The sequence below is a fragment of the Mycobacterium sp. PO1 genome (assembly GCF_017312405.1).
Taxonomy (GTDB): Bacteria; Actinomycetota; Actinomycetes; order Mycobacteriales; family Mycobacteriaceae; genus Mycobacterium.
On the sequence record NZ_BLTG01000045.1, the window covers coordinates 26,970 to 44,789 of the forward strand.

Below are 17,820 nucleotides of genomic sequence, written 5' to 3' on the forward strand. Positions count from 1 at the left end.
GTGACGAATCTGAGCTCGGAGATCCTCGATCCGCTGCTGGCCGCGAACCCGGCGGGTCCGCGCATCACCTACTACGACGACGCCACCGGTGAGCGCATCGAACTCTCATCTGTCACTCTGGCGAACTGGGCCGCGAAAACCGGAAATTTGCTGCGCGACGAATTGGGTGCGACTGCGGGCAGCCGGGTCGCGGTGCTGCTGCCGGCGCACTGGCAGACCGCGGCGGTGCTGTTCGGTATCTGGTGGATCGGCGCCGAGGTGGTGTTGGCAGGCGGTTCGGACTGCGACATCGCGCTGTGCACCGCCGACCGGCTGGACGACGCCGACGCTGCGGTCGGCATGGGCGAAGTTGCGGTGTTGTCGCTGGACCCGTTCGGCAAGCCGGTCCCCGATCTGCCCATCGGAGTGACCGATTACGCAACAGCCGTGCGTGTGCACGGTGACCAGGTGATCCCCGAACGCGCCCCGGGCCCGGCGCTGGACGGCCGGTCGGTCGACGACGTGCTTGCTGCGGCCCGGGCATCGGCGGCAGCGCAGGGCCTGACGGACTCGGACCGGGTGGCGTCGACGGCCGCGTGGGACACCGCCGACGAGCTGATCGCCAACCTGCTCGCGGTGTACGTCACAGGCGCCTCACTGGTACAGATGGCGAACTTGGACAGCTCTTTGCTGGACCGCCGAACCGTTAACGAGAAATTGACGCGCTCGATACCGTGACCATATTGTTTCCGTAGTCACACTCTGTTCTCAGGTTGATCATCGAGGCTAGAGTGCGTCAGGGGGTTACAGTTCTGGCAAAGACGGAGGCCGCCGATGTCGTCGACCATCACCGCGATCGCGGTCATTGGAGTTCTGGCGGCCTGGCATGTCCGCAACGCCCGTCATCCCGGCTGGCGCGCCAGCTCCGAGGGACGGTTCAACATCTACTGCGGCTACTTCCTCGTGATCATCGCCGCGTACTGGTTGGTGAGTGCACCCACCGCGACAGCGTGGGAGTGGGCGCTCGGTAATGCGTGGGCGCTGGCGGCGATGGTGGCCTTCGTGTCGGGCTTCGCCCAGCTGAATCGGGCCACGGCGCGCCATGCGGAGTTCGCGCAGCTGCTCGAGACCCTGGAGACGGTGCCGGCCGGCGAGCCGCGCGATTAGGTCCGGCTAACTTTTCTTTCGTCACTGGCATGCGTTGTCGCCCTTATTGTTTGGGGCCTCAATCGCGCCGCCCCGGTGATTGTCGCACCCTTTGTGCATCATCACCCAAGCCTTCGACCAGCGGTTTTACCGGATCGCCCCCGAGTCCGGAACCGCAACCAGCAAAGCGGCGAACCCCTCTAATTCAGACCTATTTCGTTTGCTGACCACCGGAGTAGAACCTTAATGAGTAGCTGCCCTAAGTGGCCCCACGGCGAGGAAACCCTCCTGAACAGGTAATTCACTTCCAGATGAATGAGCCAGCCCTCCCATCTCGCGGCCCTATCCGAATAGCGAAAATTTACTGATTAGCTCCCCAAAACATAACGTCGGCAATATTGACGTGCTTGAATACCGCCCGTGAAACTGAGCACCTGGACCGCCACGGTCCTTGCCACCCCGGCGGTCGCCACCGGCGTCTGCCTTCTGTGTGCGTCGACGGCGCAAGCTGCGCCCGATGATGCCGGCTCCGAGACGAGCAGCGCTGCTGCCTCGTCGGCCGCGGATACCTCTGCCAGCAGTTCCACCGACAGCGACGGCGCCTCGACCAAACCCAGGGCCAACGACACCACCGACGGCGGCGGCTCAGGCAACGATTCCGACGACGCCGGCGATTCGGGCGACCTCGACAACGACGACGAGGACGCCGACGGAGACACCCGCGGGGACTCCGACGACGCCGACCTCAACGCCGAGATGGACGCCGACATCGCAGACGCGGCACTCGACGACTCCGCCGTCGACGACTCCGCCGCCGATCCCGGCCCGCACTACGTCCCGACGACGGTGCGCGAGACGCTCGTCACGGGCGACGCCGTCGACGTCGACGGCGACGGGGTCGATGACGGCCCCGTCGATGAGGACGACGAAGACACCCCGGCCGACGACGAGCCCGCCGACGACGATCCCGTCGATACCGTTCCGATTGCGCTGGAGCAGATTTCGGACGCCAAGGAAGACCTGCGGGAAGCGACCTGGGACAGCGGCAACGTGCTGGCCGGGCTGGCGGCGATGTTGCCGCAGATGTACCTGTCTGGCGCATCCGCCTCGCTGGAACGCTGGCAGCAGAACCACGCGTTGCTGCAGCAGCGCTACGCCGAAACCTATGACGATCCGTTCGCCCACTGGCTGGCCGGAGCACGCATCGAGAACAGCATCCAGCGCACCATCCGCGTCCAGGACCAGCTCGAGGCAGCGGAGAAACTGCTCACCGTCGTCGGCTGGTTCGGAACCGCGTCCCAGATGGAGGCGATCGGCCAGCTGATCGGCACCGCCGCCGACAACGGCCTCGTGTACCAGATCGTCAAGATGGAGCTGCAGTACAACGGCGACAACCCGGTCCGCACCGAGCCCGTGATCTACATCTCGGTCAACGGCGGCAAGCCGGCTCCGGTGCTCGTCGACACCGGGTCACTGGGCCTGATCATCGACCCACGAGACGTCGGTGTGGACGGTATCGGTGAACCCACCGGCACCGGCACCGCCAGCTACGGCGACGGGTCTTCGGTGTTCTTCTGGGACTCCTACGACATCCCGATCTCGGTGGATGGCGTGGAATCGTCGCCGACTCAGATCCTCGTCGTCGAGCTGCAATCCGCACAAGGGTTCACCGACTACAACGGTGACTACGTGGGCGTGTTGGGAATCGGCGCGAACGCCGGAGGGCCGGGCAACTTCAACCCGTTCCTGTCCATGCCGGGCCTGCTGAGCCAGGGGGTGCTGTTCGACGAACGGCGTCGTCGCCTGATCCTGGGGCCCAACCCGTACGGCGCACGGACGACGATCCCCGGGGCTCCGTCGAGCCAACTGCAGGTGAAGATCGGTGACGGTGAGAAGACGCTTGTCGACACCTGGGTGGATTCCGGCGGCATCCTCGGCTCGGTGCCGGACAACGTCTATGGCGACGGTCCTGAAGTGCCGCCCGGAACGGTGGTCTCGGTGTACACCGAGGACGGCGAAACCCTGCTGTACTCGTACACGACGACGCGCAAGAACACCTTGAGCGTCACCGACAGCGAGGACGATCCCCGCTTCAACACCGGGTTCACCCCGTTCAGCCTCGGCACGCTGTACTTCAGCTTCGCCGGCGCAGGATCGACCAGCTTCAACTACTGACACCTCTCGCCTTCGCGCCGTCACTCCCCGGGGTGGCGGCGCGTTGGCGTTTTGGGGTGAATGCGCTGTCAGATCCGCTGCCCCGATACCCTCAGCGGCATGGCCTCTGCTGACCGCTCCCCCCTCGACGCAGCCCTGCTCAACTCCGCCATCTCGGACACCGAATGGCGCCGCGTCGAGGTGGTCGAGGAGACGGGGTCGACGAACGCCGACCTGACGTCGCGCGCGGCGGCCGGGGAGGACATCGGCGGGGCGGTGTTGCTGGCCGAATACCAGAGCGCCGGGCGGGGACGGCACGGCCGCAGCTGGTCGGCGCCGGCCCGCTCGCAGATCTCGATGTCCGTCGCGGTCGCCACCGAAGGGGTCCCGCCCGTGGGCTGGGGCTGGCTGCCGCTGCTGACCGGGCTGGTCGTCGCGCAGACCGTCCGCGACCTGGGCGTCGACGTCGGGCTGAAGTGGCCCAACGATGTCCTGGTCGGCGACGGCAAGCTGGCCGGGATCCTGGCCGAGGTGTCAGCCCCGGTGGTGGTGATCGGGCTGGGGCTCAACGTGTCGTTCGACGAGACCGAGCGACCGGACCCCAACGCGGTGTCGCTGTCGATGCTGGGCCATGCCGCGGACCGCAACGAATTGGCAATCTCCCTGCTGCAAGGCCTCAGCGCCCGCCTCGCGCACTGGCGCGCCGCAGCCGGCGCGGATGCCGACCTTGCCGCCGACTACCGCAATGCCAGCACCACGATCGGCACCCAGGTGCGGGCGGTGTTGCCAGGAGACTCCGAAATCGTCGGCCTGGCAACGGGTATCGACGACGCCGGCAGGCTGCTCATCGACGACGCCGGGACGACAGTCACCGTGTCAGCCGGCGACATCACCCACCTGCGTCAGGCTTAACGCTCCCGCATGATCGTGGTCAGCATGTCCACGATCCGCTGCTGCCCTGCCGCGGCCGCATCGAACCTGCCGCGCATCTCCATGAAACCCTGATCAACCTGCTCGAATCTCCGGTCGACGTGCTCGCGTAGATCGGCGAAGTCCTGGCGCAGGTCGACGAAGTCCTGGCGAAGCGCGTTGAAGCTGGCAGTCGTGGCGTTACGAAAGTCACGAAGCTCACCGCGGATCTCGCTGACGTCGCGATCGGCAGCGCCGGCCAGCACCCGCGCGGCCGCCGCGTCCTGCTGAGTGACCTGCACTTTGGCGGTCAGATCGCGCACCTGGTTCTCCAGGGCTTCGACGCGCGGTTCGAGGTCGCCGGACTCCATATGGGGAGCTTACCGAGACGAGCAGGCATCGAGGAGCACCAATTGCCCGCGAGCGTGCTCCCCCGGTAGCGGTAACTCGAGATCCACTACAGGGAATGCACGTTCGCGGACCAGCAGCGGCAACCTACTTCAGCAGGGCGCGGCTCATCACCACGCGCTGAATCTGGTTGGTGCCCTCGTAGATCTGGGTGATCTTGGCGTCGCGCATCATCCGCTCGACCGGGAAGTCGACCGTGTAGCCGGCGCCGCCGAACAGCTGCACCGCGTCGGTGGTGACCTCCATGGCCACATCCGAGGCCAGGCACTTCGACGCCGCGGAGATGAAGCCGAGGTTGCCCTCGCCGCGCTCGGCGCGGGCGGCGGCGCTGTAGACCATCAGCCGGGCGGCTTCGACCTTCATCGCCATGTCGGCGAGCATGAACTGCACACCCTGGTTGTCGGCGACCGGGCGACCGAACTGCTTGCGGTCCTTGGTGTATTCGATCGCTGCGTCCAGTGCACCCTGCGCGATGCCGACGGCCTGCGCGCCGATCGTCGGGCGGGTGTGGTCGAGGGTGGCCAACGCGGTCTTGAAGCCGGTGCCCGGCTCGCCGATGATGCGGTCGCCGGGGATGCGGCAGTTCTCGAAGTACAGCTCGGTGGTCGGGGAACCCTTGATGCCGAGCTTCTTCTCCTTGGGTCCGACGGTGAATCCTTCGTCGTCCTCATGGACCATGAACGCCGAGATGCCGTTGGCGCCCTTGTCGGGATCGTTGACCGCCATCACGGTGTACCACGACGATTTGCCGCCGTTGGTGATCCAGCACTTGGCGCCGTTGAGGATCCAGTCGTCGCCGTCGGCCTTGGCGCGGGTACGCATCGAGGCGGCATCGGAGCCGGCTTCACGCTCGGACAGCGCGTAGGAGGCCATGGCCTCGCCGGAGGCGATCGCCGGCAGCACCTTCTTCTTCAGCTCATCGGAGCCACGCAGGATCAGACCCATGGTGCCGAGCTTGTTGACCGCGGGGATCAGCGACGCCGAGGCGTCGACGCGGGCGACTTCCTCGATGACGATGCAGGCGGCCACCGAGTCGGCGCCCTGCCCGCCGAACTCCTCGGGGACGTGCACGGCGTTGAAGCCGTTGGCGACGAGCGCGTCGAGCGCCTCCTGGGGGAAGCGCGAGTTCTCGTCGACGTCGGCGGCGTGCGGAGCGATCTCCTTCTCACACAGCGCGCGGATCGCGGTGCGCAGCTCCTGGTGTTCCTCCGGCAACTGGAACAGGTCGAACGACGGATCTCCGGCCCAACTAGCCATCATCATCTCCTTGCTACTCGCCGGTAACTTTACCGTTCTCGCCGCGCGAAACGAAGTCGGGTCTTCTCAGTAACGACTCAGCTTCGTCGAGGTTGGCTCTCATAGTCGGTGGGTACTTTTCAAATTATGAGCATGCAGGTGTACATCGAGGGCCCCGCCTTCCGCCGTACCGCGCAGTGCGAGTGTGGTTGGCACGGTACTCCGCGCCGGATGCGGGCATCAGCCGTTGTCGACGCCGGAATCCACGCCGCGCAGACGGGCCACATCCAGACGCCCGTGCCGGCGCTGGCTTCCGCAGCGCCGGTCGTCGTCCTCAAGGCCTCCTGAGGCCGGCCCGGGTCCACGGCCCATGCGGGCAACCCTGCATTGAGCCTGCGCCGAGCAGCGCAGCGCTCAGTGTCGCGTGAACTGCTGAGCGTGGACCGGTTTCTAGGCACCCGAAAGCGGTGCTCACTCCCGGACAACACGACGCACTTCCGCTACCTACTGCGCACCCGACATCGACGGCAGAAAGCTGACGATTCCGGGGAAGGCAATCAGCAGCGCGACCACGACGAGGTCGGCCAGCACGAACGGCACCAGTCCGCGGAACACCCGGTCCAGACCTGCTTCGCGCACCGCTCCCGAGTAGACGAAAGCGTTCATCCCCACCGGCGGCGTGATCAGCGCCATCTCGGCGACCTTGACGATCAGCACACCGATCCAAATGCCGTCGAAGCCGTACCCGGTGAGAATCGGGTGCAGCAGCGGCGCGGCGATCAGGATCATCGAGATGCCGTCGAGAAACATGCCGAGCGGCAGCAGGATGGCCAGGCAGGCCACCAGAACCACATAGGGCGGCAGGTCGGCGGCCGTCACCGCATTCACCAGCGAGGTGCTGGCGCCGCTCAGGGCCAGTACATAGGTGAACACCCCGGCGCCGACCATCAGCAGAAATGTCATCGCGGTCAGCCCGACCGCTTCGCGCAGCGATTCCTCGATGGTGCGCAGCCACGCCGAGGGGCGGCTCCGCAGCAGCAGGATGATCAGCGCGGTGAACGCACCGAACGACGCCGCTTCGGTGGGGGTGGCGATGCCCAGGTAGATCGTGCCGACCGACACCGCGAAGATGACGACGAGGTAGCCGACGCCGGTGATGTCGCGCCCGATCGTCTCCCCCGGCTCGTCGGCGACGTCGGGTGCCGCCGAACCGGATCCCGCACCGACGAGCGCCTCGGCGCGGTCCGGGGTTCGACGTCGCTGCCAGGCGACCAGCGCGAAGATCGTCAGTGCGTACACCGCGATGGTCAGCACTCCGGGCCCGATTCCGGCGATCAGCAGCTGCCCGATGCTTTCTTCGGTGACCACCCCGTAGAGCACCAGGACGATCGACGGTGGAATGAGCACGCCGAGCGTCCCGCCGGCGCACACCACACCCGCGGCGAGCCGAATGGTGTAGCCCGCGCGCACGATCGCGTCGGTCGATACCCGGGCCATGGTCGCGACCGTCGCGACGCTGGACCCGGTGACCGCGGCGAACATCCCGGATCCGGCCAGCGAAGCCAGCGCGGGTCCGCCGGGAAGCCGCCGGAACGCCGAGGTCGCCAGATCGAAGGCCGCCTTGGCGAGTCCGGCCCGGACGGCGAAGACGCCCATCACGATGAACAGCGGGATGATCGTCAGGGAGTAGTCGGCCGCGGTGGAGAACGGTTGGTTGGACACGGTGCTGACCGCGGCGCCGGTGCCGCGCAGGATGAGGACGCCGGCCAGTGCCGACACCATCAGCGCGAGCCCGACGTGCAGACGGATCGACAACAGCGCGAAGAACAGGACCAGGACGACGACGAGCGCGCCGACGGTGGCGGCGGTCATCGCGGACCACCCGTCTGTGCGGCCCGCTCGGCCGAAAAGGTGTGCAGCTCACGCCAGATCGCGACGACGAAGAACGCCGCGAAGGAGATCAGCAGGACGATCTTCGCGGGCCAGGTGGGCAGCCGCAGGATGTCGTTGGTCGTCTCACCGCGCTCGACGGCGCTGATCAGGACCTCGCTGAGCCCCCACGTCATCAGGGCGCCGAGCCCCACCAGCACGGCCGAGCGCAGCGCGGAGAACACCAGCCGGGCGCGCGCGCCGAAGCGGCGTTCCACCAGTTCCACCGAGACGTGCCGCCCGTCAGCTTCCGCCGACGCCAGGCCCAGGTAGGCGGTGGCGACCAACAACATCGTCGACATGTCGACGACGCCGACGATCGAGCGGTCCCGAAGATTCCTGCTGACCACATCGCCGACGGTGAGAAGAATGATGACCAGCAGCAGCACCCCGGCCACCAGGCCCATCCCGCGGATGAGCAGGGTCAGGGGGCGGGGCAGGGCGGTTTCGGCACTCATCGGTTCTGCCCTTCCAAACACTCGATGAACGGGTCGGCGTAGGTCGACCGTGCGGTCTCCTCGGCGACGATCCGGCGGAAGTCGGCCAGCACACCCTCGGCGTCGTACCCGCGCTCGGTGTATCGCTGCACCCACTGCCGGTCGATGCCCGCCTGCTTCTTCCACTGCTGCGCCGCGTCGGCGGGCATGGCGGACAACGGCGTTCCGGCCTCACGCAGTTCGGCGCAGGCACGCTCGCCCAGCGCATCCATCTCCTCGAGCCCGTTGGCGATGGCGTTCTCGGAGGCCTGGGCCAGCGCATCCTGGGTCTCTGCGGGCATCCGCGCCAGCAGTTCGGAGTTGATCACCACGATCGACGAGCCGTACGTCCCGATGCCCGGGTCGACGAGGTAGGGCGTCGTGCTGGCCAGCCCGAAGGTCGGCAGGTTCGCGATCGCCAACGAGGTGTAGCCGTCGACGACGCCGCGTTCCATCGACTCGTAGACGTCGGTCGCCGTCATCGCCACCGGGTTGGCGCCCACGGCGAGCAACGCCTGCGACGTCAGACCGCCCGACCGGATGCTGCGGCCGGCCAGATCGGCGGGCACCGCGGCGCCTTCTTTGAGTCCCACCACGGCGATACCCACCGGCAGCGGGAACAGCAGGCTCACCCCCTGACGGTCGAAATCGTCGCGGTAGGTCTGGTTTTCGGTGTAGAGCCGTGCGGCCGTGCGCATCTGGACTTCGGGGTTGTTGGTCTCGAAGGGCAGCTCGATGACGGTGTACATCGACAGGTCCGAGGCCGCGTAGATCGAGCCGACCTGGGCCAGGTCGGCGCGGCCGTCCAGGGTGGCCTGCACCGATTCGTCGGCCCCGACCAGGCTCTGCGAGTAGTGGAAGCGCACCTGCACGTCCCCGTCGGTGAGTTTCTCGACGTCCTGCGCCCACCGCTGCACCGTGCGCGACTGATCCGACGTCGGCGAGGAGTACGTGGTGTAGTGCAGCACGTACTCGCCGTCGCGCTGCGCGCACGACACCAGTGCCGACGCGGTCAGCGCGACCAGCGCCGCCGCGGCTGCCCGCCGCACCCGAGCCACGTCAGTGGTCCGGCTCGACCCGGTAACGCCGCAGCGTCAGGGCCGGGTTGATGGTGCGGACGCTGTCGAGGCGGTCCCGTTCCAGCACCGCGACTCCGACTCCCGCAGCCTCGCCGAGCGCGGCCAGCGGTGTGCCCATCGGGTCGAGGATGGCGCTGTTGCCTGATCCGCCGGGCGCGATCTGGTCGGCGGCCACGACATAGACGGTGTTCTCGATCGCCCGCGCCCGCAGCAGCGTGTTCCAGTGATACTCCTTCAAGGGGCCCGGAACCCATTCCGCCGGAAGCGCGATGACGTCGGCGCCGGCGTCGACAAGCCACCGCGTGGTTTCCGGGAAGCGCAGGTCGTAGCAGGTCTGCATGCCGATCCGGAACCCGTTGAGCTCGAGCAGCTCTGGGGTCGACGGGTCAGCGGCCAGCACCCGGTCGGACTCCTTGTACCCGAACGCGTCGTAGAGGTGGACCTTGCGGTAGACGGCGGCGATGGCGCCGCCCTGCAGGGCCACCAACGTGTTGTGGATCCGCCCGTTACCTGCGGGCTCGTTGAGCCCGACCACGACGCTCAGACCGAGCTCGGCCGACGCCTGGGCCAACCGGGTGACCGACGGACCGTCCAGTGGTTCGGCGCTGTCGACGAAGCGGTCGTCCATGGCGGACGCGGTGAAGACGGCGAATTCGGGCAGCACGACGAGGTGCGCGCCGTGGTCCGCGGCCCGCGTCAGCAGGCCGATCATCGTGTCGACGTTCGCCGCTTTGTCCTCGCCGGGCGCGAACTGGGCGATCGCTGCGGTCAGGCTCATCGGATGCTCCCCATCTCGGCCTCGATCCGGCGCAGATTCTGTCGTGTCGCGGTGAAGCCACTCAGCATGGCGCCGAATTGCATCACCGCGACGATCGTGTGCGCGCCTTCTTCCACGGCGAGCTGCTGCTCGGGTTCGGTCCAGGCGGGCAATACCCAGGGTTTGCCCGCGGCGTTCGCGGAGCGGCCGAGGTGACGCAGGTCGGCGAGGTCGGCGTCGCCGGCCGAGTAGGCGCCGCGGTCACGGCGCAGCGACAGATCCGACGGGCCGATGAAGATTCCGTCGACGACGGGCAGCGCCAGGATCGCGTCGATCTCGTCGAAGGCCGAGCCGTCCTCGACCATCGGGTAGCAGTGGGTGGCGGCGTCCTGCGTGGCGACCCAGTCGTCGGTGAAGCCCCGGTAGTTGGAGGTTCGGCCGCCGGCGAACGAGCGGTCGCCCAGCGGCGGGAACTTGGCGAAGCCGCAGATCTCGGCGGCGTGTGCGGCGGAGGTGATGTGCGGAATGGCCACCGCGTCGGCACCGAAATCGAGTGCCTGCTGGATCGGGCCGCGTTCGGGGCCCAGCACTTTCGCGATGACGCGCATCCCCTTCGCACGGATGAACGGGATGATGGTGTCGAGTTCACGCAGGTCGAAGTAGCCGTGTTCGATGTCGAGCACCACGGTGTCGTAGCCGGCCAGGTGCCCCATCTCGACGGCCGGCGCCGAGGGCTCGGTGAGCCATATCGCGGCGTGCGGACCAGGCGCGTCCGCTCCGTTTTCGAGTGGTGATGGCATTCGGCACCCTTCCGAGCAGTCAGGATCGCTGTAGACACGTTGTATACACGACGGATGCACGCGGTGTAAATGGTTCAATAGCTGCATGCCCGTGCCGACTCCTCCGATCGATGCGCGGCCTGCCAGGACCTCCGCAGGCCAGCGGGCATACGAATGGATCCGCGATGCGATCCTGCGCGGCGACTTCGCCGAGGGTGAGTTCATCGACGAAGTCGCCCTGTCGGAGCGGGTGAACACGTCGCGCACCCCGGTGCGCGAAGCCCTGCAACGGTTGCAGGTCGAGCGCTACATCGACCTGCTCCCCCGGCGCGGCGCGCAGGTACGGGTGGTCACCGCCACCGAGATGCGCGAGATCTACCAGGCGCGGATCCTGCTGGAATCCGATGCGCTGCGCGGCATTTGCACGCGAGGCGCTGGGGCGCCGGACGCGGCCGTGGCGCTCATCGCCGAGATGGAGCAGGCCGGCAAAGCGCAGGACTGGAACAGCTTCGCCCAACTCGACTACCGGTTCCACGCCGCGATCGTGCGGCATCACGGCAACGCCGTCATCGCCGATCTCTACGACGCGCTACAACCCCGCCAGGTCCGGCTGGGAACCCGCACCATGATGGAAGCCCCCGGACGGCTGTCGACCATCGAGAGCGAACACCAGCAACTCATCGCCGCGATGCGCGCCGCTGACGCCGATACCTGTGTCAGCGTTCTACTGACGCACCTGCGCGAGGTTCCGGAGTTGGTGAGCGCCTTCGGCGGCACCGAACCTCGTTGATACTGCGCTGGCCGCGGCCTCTACTCGCACTTTCCCGCGCTGAGCGCAGCCTCAACGTCAGTCGCCGAGCAGCTTCTTGCGCAGTGCTTCGTCTTTCTCCAGCACCATCTGCTCGAGCCCGGCCTGGAAGCTGATCATCCGCTCCTGCAACGCCGGGTCCGACGCACCGAGGATCCGCACCGCGAGCAGCCCCGCGTTGCGCGCTCCCCCGATCGACACTGTGGCCACCGGGACACCGGCGGGCATCTGCACGATCGACAGCAGCGAATCCATCCCGTCCAGGCGCGCCAGCGGCACCGGCACCCCGATCACCGGCAGCGGGGTCGCCGAGGCCACCATGCCCGGCAGGTGCGCCGCACCACCGGCGCCGGCGATGATCACCTCGATGCCGCGCCCGGCCGCGTCGCGGGCATAGGACAGCATCCGGCCCGGTGTGCGGTGCGCCGAGACCACCCCGACCTCGAACGGCACGTCGAACTCCGCCAACGCTTCGGCGGCGTCGCCCATCACCGGCCAGTCGCTGTCGCTGCCCATGATCAGGCCTACCCGAGGGTTCATGCGTGCGGATCCCATCCGTCGGTCCAGACTGCGTGCGACAACCAGTGTGCCGCCCGCTCGGCACGCTCCCGCAGGGCCTCCACGTCACCCGAGCCGACGAGGTTGACGTGCCCGATCTTGCGGCCGGGCCGCTCCTGCTTGCCGTAGAGGTGCACCTTGGCGTCGGGCATCCGCGCAAAGAGGTGGTGCACGCGTTCGTCCATCGACATTGCCGGTGTCTGCTCGGCGCCGAGCACGTTGCCCATGACTGTCCACTCCGCCAGCGCCGCGGTGTCGCCGAGCGGATAGTCGAGCACCGCGCGGATGTGCTGCTCGAACTGGCTGGTGCGGCAGCCGTCCATGCTCCAGTGCCCGGAGTTGTGCGGACGCATCGCCAGCTCGTTGACCACCAAGTCACCCGACTCGGTTTCGAACAGCTCGACGGCCAGCACCCCGACCACCCCCAGCTCGGCGGCCAGCCGCAGCGCCAGCGACGACGCCTCCGACGCCAGCTGCTCCGACAGCCCGGGGGCGGGGGCCAGCACGGTGACGCAGATGCCATCACGCTGCACCGTCTCGACCACCGGCCACGCCGCGCCCTGCCCGAACGGTGAGCGGGCCACCAGCGCGGCCAGCTCGCGGCGCATCGCGACCTTCTCCTCGACCATGACGGGCACCCCGTCGTCGAGGTAGCGCTGCACCGCGGCGGCGGCCTCGTCGGCGCTGTCGGTGATCACCACACCGCGGCCGTCGTAGCCACCCCGGATGGTCTTGATGACCACCGGACCGCCGACGATGTCGGAGAACATCCTGACGTCCTCGACGGACGCGACCGTCGCGTAGCGCGGCACGGGGGCGCCGAGGGCCTCCAAGCGCTGGCGCATCACCAGCTTGTCCTGGGCGTGCACCAGCGCTTCGGGCGGCGGGGCGACGGCCACTCCGTCGGCGACCAACTTCTCCAGCAGTTCGGTGGGGACGTGCTCGTGGTCGAACGTCAGCACCGTGGCGCCGTCGGCGGCGCGGCGCAGCGCGTTCAGGTCGGTGTGCGATCCGAGCACCACATCGGGTGACACCTGGGCGGCGGGTTCGTCGCTGCGGGTGGCCAGCACCCGCAGTGTCTGACCCAGCGCGATTGCCGCCTGGTGGGTCATGCGAGCGAGTTGGCCGCCACCGACCATGGCGACGACGGGCGGAGTTGCGGGAGCACGGGTGGGGTCTACAGCCACGCCGCCTATCGTGTCATGATCCAGGCCACACGGTTGACCTGCGGTTCAGCAGCGATGCGGAAGATCTTGAATTGGTTCCGTACACTCGCTCTTTGTGTCCTTTGCCGATGCGACGATAGAGCGCCTGCCGGGGCCGCTCCGTCCTTTCGCGGAGCGGCACCACGAGCTGATCAAGTTTGCCATCGTCGGCGCGACCACCTTCGTCATCGACATGGCGGTGTTCTTCACCCTCAAGCTGACGATCCTGGAGCCCAAGCCGGTGACGGCCAAGATCATCGCCGGCATCGTCGCGGTGATCGCCTCCTACATCCTGAACCGGGAATGGAGCTTCCGGGACCGCGGCGGCCGCGAACGTCACCACGAGGCGCTGCTGTTCTTCGTGGTCAGCGGTGTCGGTGTGGTGCTGGCGATGGTGCCGCTGTGGATCTCGAGCTACGTGTTCATGCTGCGCGTGCCGATGGTCACGCTGGCCACCGAGAACATCGCCGACTTCGTCTCGGCCTACATCATCGGCAACCTGCTGCAGATGGCGTTCCGGTTCTGGGCGTTCCGCCGGTTCGTCTTCCCCGACGAGTTCGGCCGCAACCCGGAGAAGGCGCTGGAGTCCACACTGACCGGCGGCGGTTTCGCCGAGGTCGCCGAGGACGAATACGAGCACCGCCATCAGGGCGACAACGTCACGCCGATGCGGCCGCGCCGCGCCCGCCGGCAGCGCCCGGCCAACGATGCCGGCGACCGGATCTCGAAGAGCTCCTGACCGCGGTTTCAGCGGCGATCGCGTGGTTGGCCCCGTCAGCCGTTGATCAGCCCGGATTCGTGATATCGGCGGTTGGTGTTGGCCTGCCACGGGTCGATGTCGGCGCCGAAGTACTTCTCGACGCTGTGCATCGCACTGAGCATCGCATGGTCCTGGTTGTCGTAGTGGTGCGTGCCGTTGCGGCCCATCGGGTACAGAGCCGGATAATTGGCTGCGAGGTGGTCGCGGATGCGCTGCACACTGCGCTCTCGCGAAGCATCGTGCACCGGATACGCATATTGCGAATGCGTCACCATGATGTGCTCGATCTCGGACCCACCGCACCCGATGGCATGCAGGTCGGCGGAAACGTGCCGGATCATCTCGTTGTCGTCCGCGTCCCACAGCCCGCTCACACCGTCGACGAAGTACTCGAAGCCTAGGTGGGTGCCGTTCCACCCGGCTGGGGCCAGGCCCGCTGACCATCGGCCATAGTTCTGGATGCGCCCGCACCCGAACTCGGGACCCGGGGTGTACACCCAGTTGAAGGGGATGTCGTAGCGGGTGCGCAGCGCGACCGCGACGGTGATCAGGCCGCGATGCCGCAGTCGCGACGCGATGCCCCGGATGTGCTGTGGAGGTGCGGGGTCGAGTGCCTGAATCAGGTTCTGCAGCGGCATGGAGGAGAACACGGCATCGCCGCGCACCGTCCGGCCGTCGCGCAGCGTCACAGTCCACCCCTTGCCGTCGAACTGCGCCTTGACGACCTCGGCGCCGAGTACCGGTGCCGCGCCGGCCGCTTTCAAGGCGTCGGCAGCGGCTTCCCACAACTGTCCGGGCCCCCGCCGCGGGTATCGGAAGACATCGGTGGTGTCGAGACTGACGTCGGGACGCGGCCGCCAGTCGATGGGCTTGATGCGCTGGTTGGCCCAGTCACTGGCGATTTCACTGGGTTCGGTCAGCCAGGTTTTCCGGACATAGCCGTCGAAGAACGTTTCGTACCAACGGCGACCGAATTGGTAGGTGCCCCAGTCCCGGAAGCTGGTCAGGTCGTTGGACACGCGCGGCCCGGTACTCATCCTGGCCCACATCAGGCTGCCCAGTCCACGCAGTCCGTTGCGGACTCCACACTGCACCAGAAGGTCTCGTCCGCGTAGCGGGTAGCGGACGAACTGACCGGCGATCAGCATGGCGGAGCGGCGGGGGACGACGGTCCACTGGTCGGTCGGCAGCAGTGCGCGCCACATATCGGAGACTGCTTCGTTCTGCGTGAAGAACCGGTGTCCGCCGGCGTCGACCCGCCAGTCACCGTCAGCCGGGGTGCGGGCCAGCCCGCCGACGTTTGCCGACGCCTCGACGATCTGCGGGGTGACGCCACCTTTGATGAGCTGCAGAGCAGCGGTGAGCCCGGCTGGGCCGGCACCGATGACCAGCGGACTCCTCTTTGCCATCACGGGAGTATTACCGCCCGCGTAACTGGGGAAACCCCCGGTATTGGGCGAGGATGTCGTCGAGTTGCCCGGCGGCCAGGTCGTTGAGGGGCGTGGTCAGGAAGACCAATTGGGCGTACTGGCTCTGCAGCGGCAGGAACCCGCTGAGCAGCGGTTCGGCGGTGGTGCGGATGACGAGGTCGACATCCCCGATGTCGAGGGCGTCGGCGATGTCACATCCGTCGCGCTGAGCACGTTGCGCAGCGGTGCGCAGCTCGTCGTACGCGTCATAGGCGGCAAGGATGTTGATCTGAAAGTCGCTTCCCGTCATCGTGTCTTCCAGATGCCGCGCAGCGGCGACGTATTCGGGCGGGAGTGCGGCCACATCACCGTGCAGGCGGAATCCGCAGCCGGCCGCGTCGAAAGCGTCAGGGATCATCGTGGTGAAGAACTCGAGGGATGCCGCGTACACCGCCTCGAGTTCAGCGCCGGTGCGTCCGAGGTTGGCCTTGCTCAGGTTGTATACGGTGACGGTCTGAACGTCGTTGCGTTGCAACGCAACCAGTACCTCGATGACTTTCCTGGCACCCCGCAGATACGCCTCGGCCAGGCTGGTGTCGTTGGCTTTGGCCCACCGCCGGAGACCGTCAGGGATCAGACCGACGTGCGCGGGCCGGCTAGGCACCGGTCACTCCGCGCTTCGCAGCACAGCCAACACCGTGAGCAGCAGAATCTTCACATCCAGGAGTAGTGACCAGTTCTCGATGTAGTAGTTGTCGAACTCGGCGCGGTCGGCGATCGATGTCTGGCCGCGCAGGCCGTGTACCTGCGCCCAGCCGGTGACCCCGGCCTTGACGCGGTGCCGTTCGCCGTAGCGCCGGATCTGCATCTCGAACAGCTCGACGAACTCGGGGCGCTCGGGCCGCGGGCCCACCAGGCTCATGTCGCCGCGGACCACGTTGATCAACTGGGGCAGCTCGTCCAGTGAGGTCCTGCGCATGATCTTGCCGATCCACGTGCGGCGGTCCTCGCCCTCCACACCGCCAGGTGCGGAGCCGTCCTTGAGCTCAAAGGCGGCCGCGTTCGGATCCAGCGGTCGCATGCTGCGGAACTTCAAGCAGTCGAAGACGTTTCCGTCGCGTCCGATTCGCGGTTGGGCGAAGAAGATCGGCCCCGGAGAACTGAGCCGCACGAGCAGCATCAGCGTGAGGAAGATCGGGGAGATGAGCAGGAGCCCCAGGCCGGCCGCCACGCGGTCGCCGGTGTGCTTGACGGCGAACTGCCAACCCTTCGGGTCGATGCGGTCGAGCACGATCAGCGGTACCCCACCCAGGTGCTCGACCCAGGCGCCGCCACCCACCGCGTCCATGAGTCGCGGCACCACCCGCACCCGCATGCCGAGGCGATGAGCCTGATGCGCAAGGCGAGCCAGATCTTCGTCGGAGGTCGCTGACGGCGCGACGAGAAGTTCACAGGCCTGGGTTCTCCGAACAGCGTTCTCCAGATTCTCCGACGTGCCGAGATAGGGGACGTCGACGAGGTCGATGTCGGTCGGGCGCAAGTCGTCCAAGAGCCCGACTGGTCGTAGTCCGTAGTCCGGAACCTGCTTCATCCGGTTGACGAGTTGGTGCGCGATCGGTCCCGAACCCACTACCAACGCTGACACCCCGAAGTGGTATTTGCGCCTCAGGTAGCGCTGCAGCAGTGATCGAATCAGCCGAGTGAGCGGCAGCAGCACCGCCGCGCACACCCAGATTCGCAGCACGACTTCGCTGGGCCGCACGTATTCGGGGGTGATACCGCCCTGTGGGAGCTGCGGCACTGCCAGCATCATGACGGTCAACGTGCCGAGCGCCGCGACCGCGACAGAGGTCTCGACTGGTTCGACATCGTCGAGGAAGCGATGGTTGAGCTTCTGCCTGTACATCGATCGGGTGGCCAGGATGACAAGGACGATGGGCACGAAGAGCCAAGCGAGCGCGGCGATACCGCGCTCGCCGACCGGTCCGGAGGTCCACCACAGTCCCAGCGCGACTGCGCAGATCGCCGACCAGACATCGAGGACCACCGTCAACGCGGTGTAGCCACGCTCGTTGCGAAGAAATTCCAGCCAACGCGGGGCCGGCGATTCGTCGGGTTCGACATGCGCCGGCACGGATCTCAGCCGAGGCACGGTTGTGCGGTTACTCGGCGCGGGAGCCGTCGTCCTCGCGTCTTGATGCATGCCAGCCCCCTGGGACACAACCGTC

19 protein-coding genes are annotated in these 17,820 nt (G+C 67.3%); 7 read left to right on the forward strand and 12 right to left on the reverse strand.

Annotation, left to right across the window (positions count from 1 at the left end; translation table 11 throughout):
- The 4 genes from J3476_RS16000 (at position 1) to J3476_RS16015 (ending at position 4,191) form a co-directional block, all read left to right on the forward strand.
- Positions 1-717 carry a TIGR03089 family protein gene (locus tag J3476_RS16000; RefSeq protein WP_207067401.1) on the forward strand — a complete coding sequence of 239 codons (717 nt, stop codon included), beginning with the start codon at positions 1-3 and terminating at the stop codon, positions 715-717.
- Positions 718-813: 96 nt separating this feature from the next.
- Positions 814-1,146: a hypothetical protein gene (locus J3476_RS16005; RefSeq protein WP_207067402.1), complete on the forward strand. Its 333-nt coding sequence runs from the start codon at positions 814-816 to the stop codon at positions 1,144-1,146.
- Positions 1,147-1,545: 399 nt separating this feature from the next.
- Positions 1,546-3,300: a PecA family PE domain-processing aspartic protease gene (locus tag J3476_RS16010; protein ID WP_207067403.1), complete on the forward strand. Its 1,755-nt coding sequence runs from the start codon at positions 1,546-1,548 to the stop codon at positions 3,298-3,300.
- A 99-nt stretch (positions 3,301-3,399) separates the two neighbouring features.
- Entirely contained in the window at positions 3,400-4,191 is a 792-nt protein-coding gene (locus J3476_RS16015) for a biotin--[acetyl-CoA-carboxylase] ligase (protein WP_207067404.1), read from the forward strand.
- On the opposite strand, the gene J3476_RS16020 is transcribed toward J3476_RS16015, so the two are convergent.
- Together J3476_RS16020 and J3476_RS16025 are read right to left on the reverse strand one after the other, a co-directional pair.
- Positions 4,188-4,559 carry a hypothetical protein gene (locus J3476_RS16020; RefSeq protein ID WP_207067405.1) on the reverse strand — a complete coding sequence of 124 codons (372 nt, stop codon included), beginning with the start codon at positions 4,557-4,559 and terminating at the stop codon, positions 4,188-4,190. The genes J3476_RS16015 and J3476_RS16020 overlap by 4 nt on opposite strands.
- A gap of 124 nt (positions 4,560-4,683) precedes the next feature.
- Positions 4,684-5,853, reverse strand: coding sequence for an acyl-CoA dehydrogenase (locus tag J3476_RS16025; protein WP_207067406.1), 1,170 nt, complete (start codon positions 5,851-5,853; stop codon positions 4,684-4,686).
- Between the two features lie 126 nt (positions 5,854-5,979).
- Here J3476_RS16025 and J3476_RS16030 point away from each other — a divergent pair, with 126 nt between their 5' ends.
- Positions 5,980-6,180, forward strand: a complete 201-nt coding sequence (locus J3476_RS16030) for a hypothetical protein (protein ID WP_163673454.1) — start codon at positions 5,980-5,982, stop codon at positions 6,178-6,180.
- A 156-nt stretch (positions 6,181-6,336) separates the two neighbouring features.
- Here the strand turns inward: J3476_RS16030 and J3476_RS16035 are convergent, their stop codons facing one another.
- The 5 genes from J3476_RS16035 to J3476_RS16055 are packed head-to-tail and all read right to left on the reverse strand — an operon-like array spanning position 6,337 to position 10,873.
- Positions 6,337-7,704, reverse strand: a complete 1,368-nt coding sequence (locus J3476_RS16035) for a TRAP transporter large permease (RefSeq protein ID WP_207067407.1) — start codon at positions 7,702-7,704, stop codon at positions 6,337-6,339.
- Positions 7,701-8,219 (reverse strand): TRAP transporter small permease subunit, encoded by a 519-nt coding sequence (locus J3476_RS16040; protein WP_207067408.1) that lies wholly within the window; start codon positions 8,217-8,219, stop codon positions 7,701-7,703. Before J3476_RS16040 ends, J3476_RS16035 begins: the two co-directional genes overlap by 4 nt.
- Complete coding sequence (gene dctP, locus J3476_RS16045) at positions 8,216-9,286, reverse strand: TRAP transporter substrate-binding protein DctP (RefSeq protein WP_286183207.1); 1,071 nt, start codon at positions 9,284-9,286, stop codon at positions 8,216-8,218. Before dctP ends, J3476_RS16040 begins: the two co-directional genes overlap by 4 nt.
- A gap of 10 nt (positions 9,287-9,296) precedes the next feature.
- Positions 9,297-10,094 (reverse strand): carbon-nitrogen hydrolase family protein, encoded by a 798-nt coding sequence (locus tag J3476_RS16050; RefSeq protein WP_207067410.1) that lies wholly within the window; start codon positions 10,092-10,094, stop codon positions 9,297-9,299.
- On the reverse strand, positions 10,091-10,873 hold the full coding sequence (locus J3476_RS16055) for an HpcH/HpaI aldolase/citrate lyase family protein (protein WP_207067411.1): 783 nt from the start codon (positions 10,871-10,873) through the stop codon (positions 10,091-10,093). The genes J3476_RS16050 and J3476_RS16055 overlap by 4 nt, the downstream gene beginning before the upstream one ends.
- A gap of 85 nt (positions 10,874-10,958) precedes the next feature.
- On the opposite strand from J3476_RS16055, the gene J3476_RS16060 reads away from it, so the two are divergent.
- Entirely contained in the window at positions 10,959-11,642 is a 684-nt protein-coding gene (locus J3476_RS16060; protein WP_207067412.1) for a GntR family transcriptional regulator, read from the forward strand.
- A gap of 57 nt (positions 11,643-11,699) precedes the next feature.
- On the opposite strand, the gene purE is transcribed toward J3476_RS16060, so the two are convergent.
- Complete coding sequence (gene purE / locus J3476_RS16065) at positions 11,700-12,215, reverse strand: 5-(carboxyamino)imidazole ribonucleotide mutase (protein ID WP_207067413.1); 516 nt, start codon at positions 12,213-12,215, stop codon at positions 11,700-11,702.
- A complete protein-coding gene (locus tag J3476_RS16070; RefSeq protein ID WP_286183221.1) occupies positions 12,197-13,357 on the reverse strand; it encodes a 5-(carboxyamino)imidazole ribonucleotide synthase in 1,161 nt (386 codons plus the stop codon). The genes purE and J3476_RS16070 overlap by 19 nt, the downstream gene beginning before the upstream one ends.
- 142 nt (positions 13,358-13,499) lie before the next feature.
- Between J3476_RS16070 and J3476_RS16075 the strand changes: the two genes are divergently transcribed.
- Positions 13,500-14,162: a GtrA family protein gene (locus J3476_RS16075; RefSeq protein ID WP_163673444.1), complete on the forward strand. Its 663-nt coding sequence runs from the start codon at positions 13,500-13,502 to the stop codon at positions 14,160-14,162.
- A gap of 35 nt (positions 14,163-14,197) precedes the next feature.
- Here the strand turns inward: J3476_RS16075 and J3476_RS16080 are convergent, their stop codons facing one another.
- The 3 genes from J3476_RS16080 to J3476_RS16090 are packed head-to-tail and all read right to left on the reverse strand — an operon-like array spanning position 14,198 to position 17,795.
- Complete coding sequence (locus J3476_RS16080) at positions 14,198-15,592, reverse strand: FAD-dependent oxidoreductase (protein WP_307726950.1); 1,395 nt, start codon at positions 15,590-15,592, stop codon at positions 14,198-14,200.
- Positions 15,593-15,602: 10 nt separating this feature from the next.
- Positions 15,603-16,256, reverse strand: coding sequence for an undecaprenyl diphosphate synthase family protein (locus J3476_RS16085; RefSeq protein WP_207067415.1), 654 nt, complete (start codon positions 16,254-16,256; stop codon positions 15,603-15,605).
- Between the two features lie 3 nt (positions 16,257-16,259).
- Positions 16,260-17,795, reverse strand: a complete 1,536-nt coding sequence (locus J3476_RS16090; RefSeq protein WP_207067416.1) for a sugar transferase — start codon at positions 17,793-17,795, stop codon at positions 16,260-16,262.
- Between the last annotated feature and the right edge of the window lie 25 nt (positions 17,796-17,820).